Origin of the sequence: Blautia intestinihominis (genome assembly GCF_040096655.1) — a bacterium.
Classification (GTDB): domain Bacteria; phylum Bacillota; class Clostridia; order Lachnospirales; family Lachnospiraceae; genus Blautia_A; species Blautia_A intestinihominis.
Window position 1 is genome coordinate 1 of sequence record NZ_JBBMEI010000085.1, and the last position, 13001, is coordinate 13001.

General features: G+C 42.9%; 12 protein-coding genes. All 12 read left to right on the forward strand.

Annotated features, from left to right (window positions below):
* The first annotated feature begins 183 nt into the window (after positions 1–183).
* On the forward strand, positions 184–606 hold the full coding sequence (tnpA, locus tag WMO75_RS16765) for an IS200/IS605 family transposase (protein ID WP_173906386.1): 423 nt from the start codon (positions 184–186) through the stop codon (positions 604–606).
* Positions 606–1703, forward strand: coding sequence for an IS200/IS605 family element RNA-guided endonuclease TnpB (tnpB, locus tag WMO75_RS16770; RefSeq protein ID WP_303223963.1), 1098 nt, complete (start codon positions 606–608; stop codon positions 1701–1703). The genes tnpA and tnpB overlap by 1 nt, the downstream gene beginning before the upstream one ends.
* A gap of 482 nt (positions 1704–2185) precedes the next feature.
* Complete coding sequence (locus tag WMO75_RS16775; protein ID WP_349078566.1) at positions 2186–3367, forward strand: BMP family lipoprotein; 1182 nt, start codon at positions 2186–2188, stop codon at positions 3365–3367.
* Positions 3368–3403: 36 nt separating this feature from the next.
* Positions 3404–4948 (forward strand): ABC transporter ATP-binding protein, encoded by a 1545-nt coding sequence (locus WMO75_RS16780; protein WP_349078568.1) that lies wholly within the window; start codon positions 3404–3406, stop codon positions 4946–4948.
* The gene (locus WMO75_RS16785; protein ID WP_349078570.1) at positions 4941–6062 is read left to right on the forward strand and encodes an ABC transporter permease; all 1122 of its coding nucleotides are present in this window, start codon (positions 4941–4943) and stop codon (positions 6060–6062) included. Before WMO75_RS16780 ends, WMO75_RS16785 begins: the two co-directional genes overlap by 8 nt.
* A 1-nt stretch (position 6063) precedes the next feature.
* Positions 6064–7005: an ABC transporter permease gene (locus tag WMO75_RS16790; protein ID WP_118699531.1), complete on the forward strand. Its 942-nt coding sequence runs from the start codon at positions 6064–6066 to the stop codon at positions 7003–7005.
* Positions 7006–7059: 54 nt separating this feature from the next.
* Complete coding sequence (gene udp, locus WMO75_RS16795; RefSeq protein ID WP_227222757.1) at positions 7060–7872, forward strand: uridine phosphorylase; 813 nt, start codon at positions 7060–7062, stop codon at positions 7870–7872.
* A 25-nt stretch (positions 7873–7897) separates the two neighbouring features.
* Positions 7898–9088, forward strand: a complete 1191-nt coding sequence (locus WMO75_RS16800; RefSeq protein WP_349078573.1) for a phosphopentomutase — start codon at positions 7898–7900, stop codon at positions 9086–9088.
* A gap of 26 nt (positions 9089–9114) precedes the next feature.
* On the forward strand, positions 9115–9843 hold the full coding sequence (locus WMO75_RS16805) for a Crp/Fnr family transcriptional regulator (protein WP_303223959.1): 729 nt from the start codon (positions 9115–9117) through the stop codon (positions 9841–9843).
* A gap of 68 nt (positions 9844–9911) precedes the next feature.
* Positions 9912–10202, forward strand: a complete 291-nt coding sequence (locus tag WMO75_RS16810; protein WP_302700258.1) for a response regulator transcription factor — start codon at positions 9912–9914, stop codon at positions 10200–10202.
* A gap of 25 nt (positions 10203–10227) precedes the next feature.
* Positions 10228–11352, forward strand: a complete 1125-nt coding sequence (locus WMO75_RS16815) for a sensor histidine kinase (protein ID WP_303223956.1) — start codon at positions 10228–10230, stop codon at positions 11350–11352.
* A gap of 109 nt (positions 11353–11461) precedes the next feature.
* Positions 11462–12844: a DUF6034 family protein gene (locus WMO75_RS16820; RefSeq protein WP_118251865.1), complete on the forward strand. Its 1383-nt coding sequence runs from the start codon at positions 11462–11464 to the stop codon at positions 12842–12844.
* Positions 12845–13001 lie beyond the last annotated feature (157 nt).

The window sequence follows — 13001 nt, forward strand, 5'->3', positions numbered from 1 at the left end:
CATTTGGATCTCCCCTTTTTCTTTAGTATAACATGGGAACATATAAATATCTATGATTACTTATGGGTCAAGTTAAGGCTTTAGCTACGGGGATATAAGACGCGTCCATCGAATTTACGCAAGTAATTGAAGATGGACAAAACAATGATTGTATTAATTGCAAAAATATAATATAATACAAATATGAACACAACATATAAATCCAATAACAATATCGTCTATTCCTGTAAGTATCATGTGGTATGGTGCCCAAAATATAGACGAAAAGTATTAACTAATGGTGTAGATGTCCGGCTGAAGGAGCTGCTCACAGAGTATGCTGCAAATCTTTCTGTAGACATTCTGGAAATGGAAATCATGCCAGATCATGTTCATATGCTGCTGGAAGTAGATCCTCAGCTGGGCATCCACAAAGCTGTAAAATCTTTCAAAGGCTATACGTCCAGGATCTTAAGACAGGAATTTCCGTATCTTAAAACCAAGATGCCGACCCTGTGGACAAACAGCTATTTTGTATCTACCGTGGGCGGTGCCCCGCTGGAAACAGTAAAGCAGTATATTGAGAACCAGAAAACATCGCAGAGACAAAAGGACAAGATGGGATAATGCAAAAAGGAATCAAATTCAGGATCTACCCGAACAGAGAACAGAAAAACCTCATCCACAGAACACTGGGATGCTGCCGGCTCATCTATAACCGGGGGCTTGCCATGCGTAAGGAAGGCTATGAAAATGGGAAAAAGATCGGCTATACCCAGACGTCCGCCATGCTGACGGAACTGAAAAAACAGGAAGAGTTTGCTTTTCTGAAGGAAGCTGATTCCATTGCATTACAGCAGTCTTTACGGGATCTCGACCGGGGATTTGTGAATTTTTTTCAAAAGAGGGCGTCCCATCCAATCTTCAAAAGTAAACATAACCGGTTCCAGTCATACAGGACCATAAACCAAAAAGATAATATCCGCATTGTGGGAAGATATATCAAACTTCCAAAACTTGGTTTTGTCAAAGTGCGTCAGTCGATGGAAATTGGAAAGATCCATCATGTGACCATTGAGCATACGCCGTCAGGAAAATATTTTGCGGTCCTGAATGTTGACTTCGAACCGGACTCACGTCAAAATAATGGCGGAATGATCGGGATTGATGTTGGGATCAAAGAGTTCTATTCCGACAGTAATGGTAATACAGTATCAAATCCCAGATATCTGGAACGCTCTATGCGAAAACTCATAAGAGAGCAGCGCAGACTTTCCCGGAAGCAGAAAGGTTCCCAGAACCGCGACAAACAGCGGATCAGAGTTGCCAGAGTACATGAGAAGATAACCAATCAAAGGAATGATTTCCTGCAGAAACAGTCAACGCTGCTGGTGCGTGAAAACCAAACCATCTGTATCGAAGACCTGAATGTGAAGGGGATGCTCCGTAACCATAAACTGGCAAGATCCATAGCAAGTGTTTCCTGGGCAAAGTTTTTCAAAATGCTGGAATATAAGGCAGTCTGGTATGGAAATGAGATCTGCAGAGTACCAACGATGTATCCGAGCAGCCAGACCTGCAGTTGCTGTGGCTGCCAGAATCCTCTGGTAAAAAATCTGCGTATTCGTATCTGGGAGTGCCCAGAATGTCACGTGGTCCATGACCGGGATATGAATGCAGGCATCAATATCCTGAAAAAAGGACTGCAGATGCAGTATGCATAAAGACAGAAAACTGTACCGTAGGGCATACGGGAACAGTATAATCCAGCTTGTGGACACTGTGTAAGACATTGCAGTACCGTAAGGTATTCACCAATGCAGTAGTGGTAGAAGCAAGAATCCCTCTGCTTTAGCTGTGGGGAGTGTCAAGCCTGTACCTGCATCGATGAAGTCGGCAAACTGCCCTGGGTGCTTCAACATTTCCGGAAGTATAAGTGGGTGAAGGACCTGACACATTGAGAAAATGTTTATTAAAAAAATCCTTTTGATTTTATATCAGAAGGATTTTTTTTGTGGAAATCAGGCATCCTCAATTGTATAAAATAACTAAAAACCAACGCAGCAAATTATCAAAAAGCAACGAAATATCGAAAGCACTTCTAAAAAAAGACATGTGTCCTATGAAAAAAGGACCAACGCCGCTTATACTTTGAACTAACAAATGCGGATGACAAAATCAAAAAAACATGAAGGGAGACGCCATAATGAAACGGAAAATAATGGCAATATTATTAGCAGCAGCGATTACTGGATCGCTGGCAGGATGCGGAAGTACACAGGACAAAAATGCGGCTGATGCTTCTGAACAAAAAATGAAAGTAGCAATGGTAACAGACTCTGGTGATATCACCGACCAGAGCTTCAATCAGATGACTTACGAGGCATGTAAGACATGGGGAAAAGAAAACGATATTGAATTCAACTATTACAAACCACAGAGTGACTCCGATGAAGCAAGAACAGCAAGTGTGGATCAGGCAGTAGCGGATGGCGCGAATGTGATCGTATTATCCGGCTACGTATTTGCCCCGACTGTGATCGATGAATCGGATCTTTATCCGGAAGTTAAATTTCTGGCACTGGACGTAAGTGCCGGTGATATCTGCGAAAAAGGTATCGGAGAAGGATATGACTATAATCCGGATCACTACAATGTGACCGATTACTACAACGAAGATAACGTATACTGCTGTACTTATCAGGAAGAGCTTTCTGGATTTATGGCAGGTTATGCGGCAGTAATGCTTGGCTACCGTCATCTGGGATTCCTCGGAGGAATGTCTGTTCCGGCGGTCAACCGTTATGGATACGGATACGTACAGGGCGCGGATGCAGCGGCAAAAGAACTTGGAATTACCGATGAAGTGCAGGTCGAATATGTATGCGGCGGACAGTTCTATGGAGATGCAGATATCACAGCTTACATGGATACCTGGTATGGATCAAAAGGTGTAGAAGTCGTATTTGCCTGTGGTGGAGGTATCTATACTTCAGCGGCAGAGGCGGCAGTCAAGACCGGTGGAAAAGTAATCGGTGTTGACCTGGATCAGTCAGTAACGATCAATGAGTACAAAGACGGACTGACCGTGACATCTGCGATGAAAGGCCTGCAGGTCACCATTGACAATGTACTTGATGCGATCCTGAATGACGAATGGGATGAGTACGTAGGAAAGATCGAAAACCTTGGAATGGAATCACCGGACCCGGCTGAAAACTATGTACAGCTTCCGGAAGAGACGACACAGTGGGATGATACTTTTACAAAAGAAGATTATCAGAAACTGGTAGAGAGAATGTACAACGGAGAATATGAAGTCTCAAGTGACAGCACAACATTCCCGGAAACAGAGATCACAGCGACCGATTACGGCAGCATTAAATAACAGGAATAATAAGCGGTGAAATAAAGGAGGAAAATAATGAGTGAGTATGTTATTGAGATGTTAAATATAACAAAACGCTTTCCGGGTATTGTAGCGAATGACAATATTACATTTCAGCTAAAAAGAGGTGAGATCCATGCACTGCTTGGAGAAAATGGTGCCGGAAAATCAACGCTGATGAGTGTTTTGTTTGGATTGTATCAGCCGGAAGAAGGAGAGATCCACAAAGACGGTAAAAAAGTTGAGATCCAGGACCCGAATGATGCCAATGAACTTGGAATTGGTATGGTCCATCAGCATTTTAAATTAGTAGAATGCTTTTCCGTACTGGACAACATTATGCTTGGAGTAGAAACTACGACAAAAGGTGGCTTCCTTAAGAAAGACGAAGCAAGAAAAAAAGTAGTAGAGCTGTCTGAGAAGTACGGACTTGCCGTTGACCCGGATGCAAAGATCGAAAATATCACCGTGGGTATGCAGCAGAGAACGGAAATCCTGAAAATGCTGTATCGTGATAATGAAGTCCTGATCTTTGATGAGCCGACAGCAGTACTTACTCCGCAGGAAATCCAGGAGCTCATGGTGATCATGAAAAATCTGGCGGCAGAGGGAAAGAGCATTTTGTTTATCACTCATAAACTGGCTGAGATCATGGCAGTAGCAGACCGCTGCAGCGTTCTTCGAAAAGGAAAATACATCGGAACCGTAGATATCAAAGATACTACTCCGGAAAAACTTTCCGCAATGATGGTTGGAAGAGATGTAAACTTTATTGTCGACAAAAAGCCGGCCAAAACAGGAGATGTTGTATTAAGCGTAAAAAATATGACGGTTGCATCAAAACAGCATAAGAATAATGCTGTAAATAATGTATCTTTTGATGTCAGAAGAGGAGAGATCGTATGCATAGCAGGAATTGACGGAAATGGCCAGTCAGAACTGGTATACGGTCTGTCCGGACTGGAACCGTTAAAAGAAGGAACGATCACAATGAATGGTCAGGATATTACCAATATGCCGATCCGCAAACGTATCACTTCCGGCATGAGCCATATTCCGGAAGACAGGCATAAACATGGCCTGGTACTTGATTATTCACTGGAAGACAACATTGTTCTGGAACGTTATTTCGAACCACAGTTTACAGACCGCTTCGGTTTCCTGAAGAGAAAAGAAATCAGAAAGTATGCGGATCGTCTGATCAAACAGTACGATATCCGTTCCGGTCAGGGACCGATCACAACAGTACGTTCCATGTCCGGAGGAAATCAGCAGAAAGCGATCATCGCGAGAGAAATCGACAAAGATCCGAAATTCCTGATCGCAGTACAGCCGACCAGAGGATTGGATGTCGGTGCGATCGAATACATTCACAAACAGCTTGTGGCTGAGCGTGATGCAGGAAAAGGTGTATTATTGGTAAGTCTTGAACTGGATGAGGTCATGAATGTCTCAGACCGCATTCTGGTCATGTATGAGGGCGAGATCGTCGGAGAATTTGACCCGAAAAAAGTATCCGTGGAAGAGCTTGGATTATACATGGCAGGTTCGAAGAGAAAGGGGACAAAAGAAAATGGATAAAAAACAGAAACTTCTGAGAAATAATGGATTTCAGACGGTACGGGCATCTCTGATCTGTATTATCATAGGTCTTATCATTGGATTTGTCGTACTGCTGATCATTTCACCTGCCGGAGCAGGAAAAGCGATCACTGCGATCTTGAAAAACTTTTTCTATTATCCGAATGCCGCAGCGGCGACGAAATATTTTGGAACGACGTTGATAAAAGCATCTGCACTTTTGATGTGTGCATTATCTGTTATATTTGCCTACAAAGTAGGCCTGTTCAATATCGGTGCTGCAGGCCAGTATGTGATCGGTGCAGGCGGATGCCTGTATATGGCATTAAAGTTTAACATGCCGTGGTATGTATGCCTGATAACAGCAGTAGTTATGGCTGCTCTTATAGGCGGGATTTCAGGCGCATTAAAGGCATATCTGAATGTAAATGAAGTAATTTCCTGTATTATGCTAAACTGGATTTCTCTTTACAGCATTAATATGTTATTATCACAGGTAAAGGATGGTTCTACACCATATACAAAATTATTATTCAGCTACAACAAGAGCGCAATGCTTCCGACAGCCGGATTAAATGAACTGTTTCACAATAAATATATGACGATCGGTGTACCGATGTCAGTTATCGTAGCGATCATTGTATGGGTCGTGCTGCAGAAAACAAAATTCGGTTTTGAATTAAAGGCAACAGGAATCAATAAACTGGCTGCAAAATACTGCGGTATGCGTGAAAAAAGAAATATCATCGTTACTATGATGATCTCCGGAGGTCTTGCAGGCTTTGGTGCAGGAATCTTCTACTTAAGCGGAATTGAACAGTGGATGGTGCAGCAGACGAGTGTGCCGGGGATGGGATTCAATGGGATCGCAGCGGCATTTCTTGGAGGCCTGAACCCGATCGGAACAATTTTTGCATCTTATTTTATCCAGCATATTACCAGCGGTGGTACTTATGTAGATACAACAACATACTGTACACAGATTTCTGATCTGATCTCAGCGTTTATTATTTATCTGTGTGCGTTTGTATTCTTCTTCAAGATCTGGTTTAACCGTTACCTGGACAAAAAAGAAGAAAGAAATGCAAAAGTAGAGGAAGGAGGCCGGAAATAATATGACATTATTAGTTCAGTACACATTGATCTTTGCATCCGTTCTGGCTCTGGTTGCCCTTGGAGGCTGTTTTTCTGAGCACAGCGGTGTAATTAATATCGGTCTGGAAGGTATTATGGTAATGGGAGCACTCGGTGGTGCTCTGGCAATGAAATTTATTCCGGCATCAACACCAGGAATCGTTTTATTTATCCTGATCGTGCTGACAAGTGCTCTGGTCGGAATGGTGTTTTCACTGTTCCTTGGAGTTGCGGCGATCCACTTCAATGCAGATCAGACACTGGTTGGAACAGCATTGAACTTAATGGGAACAGCAGCGGCAGTTGTTATCGTAAGAGCAATCAATGTGGCAGAAAATCCAGATAACGTATCTTCTACCGTAGTATATCGTCAGGCGAAACAGGTATTTCTGGTAAAGATCGGAGATTTTGAATTTAATTGGTTTATGCTGCTTGTTGTACTGGCAATCATTGCCTCACATGTAGTATTATATAAGACAAAGTTTGGTCTTCGTTTATGTGCATGTGGAGAGCATCCGCAGGCAGCAGATTCCGTAGGTATCTCTGTTTATAAGATGCGTTATGCAGGTGTACTGATCTCAGGTGCACTTGGCGGTCTTGGCGGTCTGGTCTACATCACTGCAGGTGTAAGTGAATGGAAATTTGAAAATGGTGTAGCAGGATTCGGTTTCCTGGCACTGGCAGTTATGATCTTTGGTCAGTGGAGACCGGTCAACATTGGACTGGCAGCACTGTTATTTGGATTTTTCCGCGCACTGTCAAATGTGTACACCGGATTTGCACCACTTGTAGCATTAAAACTTCCAAGCAGCTTATATAATATGCTGCCATACATTATTTCTCTTATCGTGCTTGCTTTTATTTCACAGAAATCAAGGGCACCAAAGGCAGAAGGAATCCCATACGACAAGGGACAGAGATAAAACAAAAAGAAATGAAAACAGGATATATAGTTACCGGAAAGAGAGGAAAAAAACATGAAAAATTATTCAGAAGACGCAAGCAAACAGTATCATATCCAGGTAGGTAAGGGAGAAGTCGGACGTTACGTTATTTTACCGGGAGATCCGAAACGCTGCGAAAAAATCGCAAAATATTTTGATGATCCGGTTTTTGTGGCAGACAATCGTGAATATGTGACTTATACCGGAACTCTGGACGGAGTAAAGGTAAGCGTGACTTCCACCGGAATCGGCGGACCGTCTGCTTCTATTGCAATGGAAGAACTTTATCGCTGCGGTGCAGATACTTTTGTACGTATCGGAACCTGTGGTGGAATGCAGCCAGAAGTAAAGAGCGGAGATGTTATCATTGCAACAGGTGCTATTCGTATGGAGGGAACCAGCAAAGAGTATGCACCGATCGAATTTCCGGCGGTAGCAGACCTGGAAGTGACTAATGCCCTTGTGGAAGGAGCTAAGAAAGAGGGCTGCGAATTCCATACAGGTGTAGTTCAGTGTAAAGATGCATTTTATGGACAGCATGAGCCGGAAACAAAACCGGTCAGCTATGAACTGATGAACAAATGGGAAGCATGGAAACGCCTCGGCTGCCTTGCTTCTGAGATGGAATCCGCTGCCCTCTTCGTAGTGGCAAGCCATTTAAGAGTACGTGCAGGATCCTGTTTCCTGGTACTTGCAAATCAGGAAAGAGAAAAATTAGGACTGGAAAACCCGGTAGTACATGACACAGAGAAAGCAATTCAGGTTGCAGTACAGGCGATCCGTGAACTGATCCGTGCAGACAAGGCGAGGGAAAATAATAGACCGGATAAGCTGATACAGATCTGAGCCGGACAGGCAGAAAGGAATATTTATGGAAACTTATAAGAGAGTATTTGTGATCGTTCTGGATTCACTTGGAATCGGCGCAATGCCGGATTCTGAAAAATTTGGTGACAAAGGTGTGGATACTTTTGGACATATCCTGGATAAGATGGGAAAACTGGATATTCCAAATCTTCAGAAACTTGGAATGCTGAATCTGCATAAAGGTGGAAATATGGAAGGTGTAGAGAAGCCACTGGGCCGCTATATGCGAATCGGCGAGGCCAGCAATGGCAAGGATACCATGACTGGACATTGGGAGATGATGGGAATTTACACAGAGAAACCATTTATCACTTTTACAGAAACAGGATTTCCAAAAGAACTGATCGATGAGCTGGAGAAGAGATGTGGCAAGCGTGTCATTGGAAATAAGAGTGCCAGCGGTACAGAGATCATCGAGGAACTTGGTGAGGAAGAAATCAATACAGGAGCGATGATCGTCTATACTTCTGCTGACTCTGTACTGCAGATCTGTGGAAATGAGGAGACTTTTGATCTTGCAAATCTGTATCGCTGCTGTGAGATCGCCAGAGAACTGACCATGAAAGATGAGTGGAGAGTCGGCAGAGTTATTGCCAGACCTTATGTCGGAAAGAAAAAAGGCGAGTTCAAGAGAACCAGTAACCGTCATGATTATGCACTCAAACCGACTGGCAGAACAGCGCTGAATGCATTAAAAGATGCAGGACTTGATGTGATCGGTGTCGGCAAGATCAATGATATTTTCTGTGGCGAAGGAATCACAGAGACGCACCATTCCGACAGTTCTGTTCATGGTATGCAGCAGACGCTTGAAATCTGTAAAGAAGATTTCCACGGACTCTGCTTTGTCAATCTGGTAGATTTTGACGCCCTGTGGGGACACAGAAGAAATCCGGAAGGATATGGCCATGAGATCGAGAAATTTGACAAAGGCCTGGGAGCTCTCATGGATGAACTGAGAGAAGATGATCTTCTCATCCTGACAGCAGACCATGGAAATGATCCGACTTATACCGGAACTGATCATACCAGAGAATATGTGCCGTTTGTTGCATATTCAAAGAAGATGAAGGAAACAGGTGCAATCGAGAACCAGGATACTTTTGGTGTGATCGGCGCGACTATTGCAGAGAACTTCGGCGTGGAGATGCCAGAGGGCACTATCGGAAAATCAATTCTCAAAGATCTGAAGTAATATATTATACTGGCGGAGAAAAGAATATGGGAGAACAGTATTTACATCAGAAGTGTCCCTTTTTAAAAGCCTTAAGCCAGGAAAAGAGGGAGCAGTTTGAAATATATTTTCGAACTGCTCCTGACTGGCTTATTGATTCATTGGTTGTAGAGAAAATAAAAAAAGGGACAACATTTATCAGAGAAAACAATCCGGCAGATACGATTTATTTTATCGTAGAGGGACTGATCGTAGCCACAGATTACCGCGTGCTTGGAGTCAGCTACGATTTTATGCAGTTTCAAAAAATGTATGCATTTGGTGGAATGGAATTTATCATGGATCTGGATGTGTACAAAACTTCACTTCGAACTGTAACAGACAGTATTGCAGTGAAGATTTCAAGAGCAATGTTTGAAAAATGGATGTACTCAGATATAAAAGCATTGAAATACGAAAGCAAACTGATAGGCGAATATCTGCTGGAACAGGCAAGAAATGAGCGCATCGTTCTCCTGATGAAAGGGACGGATCGTTTATGTCTGCTGCTTGTTTACCATTATGAGCAATATCAGAAAGATGGAATTCTTTGTGTAAAAGAAGGCCAGAAGAGCCTGGCAGATAAAACCGGAATGTGTCTGAAAAGCATAAACCGCGCAGTCAAAACACTTTCAGAACAAGGCCTGATCCGGAAACAGGGAAACAAAATCCTGGTGGAAAAACAACAGTACGAGAAAATGAAAGCACTGATCTCTGAGAAAACGGATATAGGATAGAATGCCATGTAGACGTAGGATGCAAAAAAAGCTATACTGTAGAAAAAGTACCAGAGGTGGCTGCGGGAATGAAAAATAAAATTTTGGTGATTGAGGATGACCGTGCAATTTCAGAATTGTTGTGTATGAATCTGGAAGCGGCAGGGTATGAGACTGTGGCAGCTTATGATGGGGAAGAAGCTCAGCGGCTGCTCTTATGGCATGAGGATGCAGATCTGGCAGTGGTGGATATCGTCTGGAGAAATAGGTATGAAGCTGTGGAAACGGACAGTACTTCTTATGCTGGTAACTTTATTGTGCGCGCTGATCCCGGTGGGCGCACTAAGCGTTTTTGTCACAGGAAAACGAAGTTTAAATAATGCCGCTGAGACATACGGGAGACAATTGGAAAATGGGAAGGCGCTACTGGAACAATTTTGGGATAACAGCAAATATGAACAGATGTCAGAGACCGGAAAGAAAGCCTATATGGGATTTCAGTTTCAACGATGCTGTGGAGCTGGCATGGCGTTGATCGATAAGAAAAGCAATGCTGCTATTGAAAATCTGACAGATTATGAATTTGTAGGAATTGAAAATCTGGGCTTGAAGAATGAAAATGATCCATATGCTTACAAGATACAGAAATTGGGGAAGAAATACCTTCTTCTTCAAAAAGTGGCTTTATCTAAACCAGAAGGATATGATGTCCTCTCTGTCCGGGAAGTCACGGAACTCTTTACAGAGTTGAGGCAGACAGCGGTCTGGTTTGCGGGTATCTATATGGCAGTGTTTCTGATTGCCGGTCTTTTTATTTACATGATGATGAAAAGGACTGTGGAACGGATGGAGAAACTGCAGGAGGTGGCAGAGAAACAGGAACTGCTTATGGGAGCACTTTCCCATGAAATGAGAACACCGTTAACATCCATTATTGGTTATTCAGATACCCTGCGTCATGTAAAGCTAAAAGACGAACAGAAAGATCGGGCACTGGAACACATTAACCGTGAGGGGAAACGTCTGGAGGCTCTTTCGGGGAAAATGCTACAGTTGCTGGGACTTTATCAGAACCACACCATACAGATGGAAATGACTCCGGCAGGGGACCTTTTAAATCATGTCATTGATATGGAAAAGGAACAGGCAGAGAAGAAAAAGGTGCAGCTAAAAATGGAATATGAAGCATTTTCCATGAAGATGGATCCTGCCTTGATGGAAAGCCTTCTGGTAAACCTGATCGATAATGCCCTAAAGGCCACGGATGCCGGCGGAAGTATTCTGGTAAAGGCATATGAAACATCTGGAAAAAAGATATTTGAGGTGTCTGATACAGGAATAGGAATTCCGGAGGAAGAACTGGGAAAGATCACAGATGCCTTTTATATGGTGGACAAATCACGAAGCCGTAAAGAAGGCGGCTCCGGGCTTGGACTGGCACTTTGTGTGAAGGTGGCAGAGATCCATGGTGGAAAGCTGAAGATTGAAAGCCAGCCAGGAGAGGGGACAACGGTAAGGGTTGTCTTCTGATTTACAAGTTGTTTACATTTTGATGAATACATTGGAAAGGCAATATGGTACTCTTTTCCTACAAGAAGAGGGTACCTTTTTAATATGGATAAGAAAGGATGGGGAAGTGATGAAAAAAATAAAAATGTTCATGGGAGCCGTTCTGTGTATGAATCTTTTAGTGGTATCAGGATGTGACAGTGTTGTCCAGTCTGCTGTTGTGGAAGAAAAGGATAAAACAGACCAGAAAAAAGAAGAAAACAAGGAAACAGTTCAGAAAACAGTTGCAGAACAGGTAGGGGCACCGGAAACTTATCAGGCAACGATCCAGGCAGACTTAAGATCAGCGGAGCGGGAGGATAAAGAAAATCCGATGAAGTTTACTTTGACAGCGGATGCACCGGTAAAAGTGCCAGATGTAGATGCAATCTGTTTAAAAAAAGTAAAGAGAGTGCTGATTTCTGAAGAGGAACAGAATAAGATAAAAGACACATTCGGCAAAGGACAGCCCGTGCAGGAAGAGAACAATGAGAATGAACAGGCAGGGACGTATACAGTAGATGGACTGACCTATCGGTACTCTTATACAAAGAGTGAACAGGAATCTGATGTGGAGGAACTTGGATTTCGGATCGCAAAGTTTATCTTTGACGATTGTGGAGATATGACCCTGGCACCGAGTGAGAAAAAAGAAAGGGAAGAACGTTTTCAAAATTATATAAAAGCAGGAAGCGGCAAAGTGTCTGAAAAAGAAGCAAAAGATAAGGTACCAAGTCTTGTTTCCGGGGACTGGGAGATATTTGAAAGCTTCTCAAAAAAACTTACCGAAGGAAGTACTACTTTGGAAAAAGATGATTTTATTTTTGAACGGATGATAGACGGGATCCCGGTTAATTATGTGAGAGAGACATCTTTGCCTGTTAATGAGCAGGCTCTCGAATGGGAAAACGAAGATGGAACACTTCATGAAGGACAGTCCGAAGGATGGGAGAGTGAAGTACTGACGATGGATTTTTGCAGTGGGACAATTCAGAGCTTTTTACACAGAAATCCTATTGAAACATCGAATATTTCAGATGAAGGGCTGTTTTTACTTCCTTTTGATGAGATTAAAGACATTTTTGAAAAAACGATCACATTGCAGATCATGACAGAAGACAAGAACAGACTGATTTCTGTCGATGGAGGAAGTGACTATCGTTATCCATCCATCGATGCACAGAGTGCGGAGATGACCATAACTAAGGTTCAGCTGGGCTATATGCGTATGCAGAGCGGAGACAATGACACAGAAGCAATCCTGATCCCGGTGTGGGATTTCTATGGAACATGGACATCCGAAGAACCGGAGTATGAGTATGGAAATGGAGCAGGGGATGGGCCTGTTATAGGAAACGTGACTATGGATGACGCTGGCGTTCCACTTCTTACGATCGATGCACGCGATGGCAGTGTGATACAAAGAGTGCAGGCTGGATGGGCTGTCTCTACGAAAAGCAAAGCTGCTACATGAAATGGATTATGAAAGTGAAAAAGTTATTTGTAGCATTTATGTTATGTGAAATAAAAACAAAACAAACAACAAAACAAAATTTCCTCTTGACCTAAAGTCAACTTCAGGTTGTAAACTATAATCAAACTTGAATAACTGCGTGTCGCATTCTCGTTAC

Bases quoted from the DNA above. Each gene is read 5' to 3' on its own strand.
- tnpA (WP_173906386.1), top strand. From the start codon at position 184: ATGAACACAACATATAAATCCAATAACAATATCGTCTATTCCTGTAAG.
- tnpB (WP_303223963.1), top strand. From the start codon at position 606: ATGCAAAAAGGAATCAAATTCAGGATCTACCCGAACAGAGAACAGAAA.
- WMO75_RS16775 (WP_349078566.1), top strand. From the start codon at position 2,186: ATGAAACGGAAAATAATGGCAATATTATTAGCAGCAGCGATTACTGGA.
- WMO75_RS16780 (WP_349078568.1), top strand. From the start codon at position 3,404: ATGAGTGAGTATGTTATTGAGATGTTAAATATAACAAAACGCTTTCCG.
- WMO75_RS16785 (WP_349078570.1), top strand. From the start codon at position 4,941: ATGGATAAAAAACAGAAACTTCTGAGAAATAATGGATTTCAGACGGTA.
- WMO75_RS16790 (WP_118699531.1), top strand. From the start codon at position 6,064: ATGACATTATTAGTTCAGTACACATTGATCTTTGCATCCGTTCTGGCT.
- udp (WP_227222757.1), top strand. From the start codon at position 7,060: ATGAAAAATTATTCAGAAGACGCAAGCAAACAGTATCATATCCAGGTA.
- WMO75_RS16800 (WP_349078573.1), top strand. From the start codon at position 7,898: ATGGAAACTTATAAGAGAGTATTTGTGATCGTTCTGGATTCACTTGGA.
- WMO75_RS16805 (WP_303223959.1), top strand. From the start codon at position 9,115: ATGGGAGAACAGTATTTACATCAGAAGTGTCCCTTTTTAAAAGCCTTA.
- WMO75_RS16810 (WP_302700258.1), top strand. From the start codon at position 9,912: ATGAAAAATAAAATTTTGGTGATTGAGGATGACCGTGCAATTTCAGAA.
- WMO75_RS16820 (WP_118251865.1), top strand. From the start codon at position 11,462: ATGAAAAAAATAAAAATGTTCATGGGAGCCGTTCTGTGTATGAATCTT.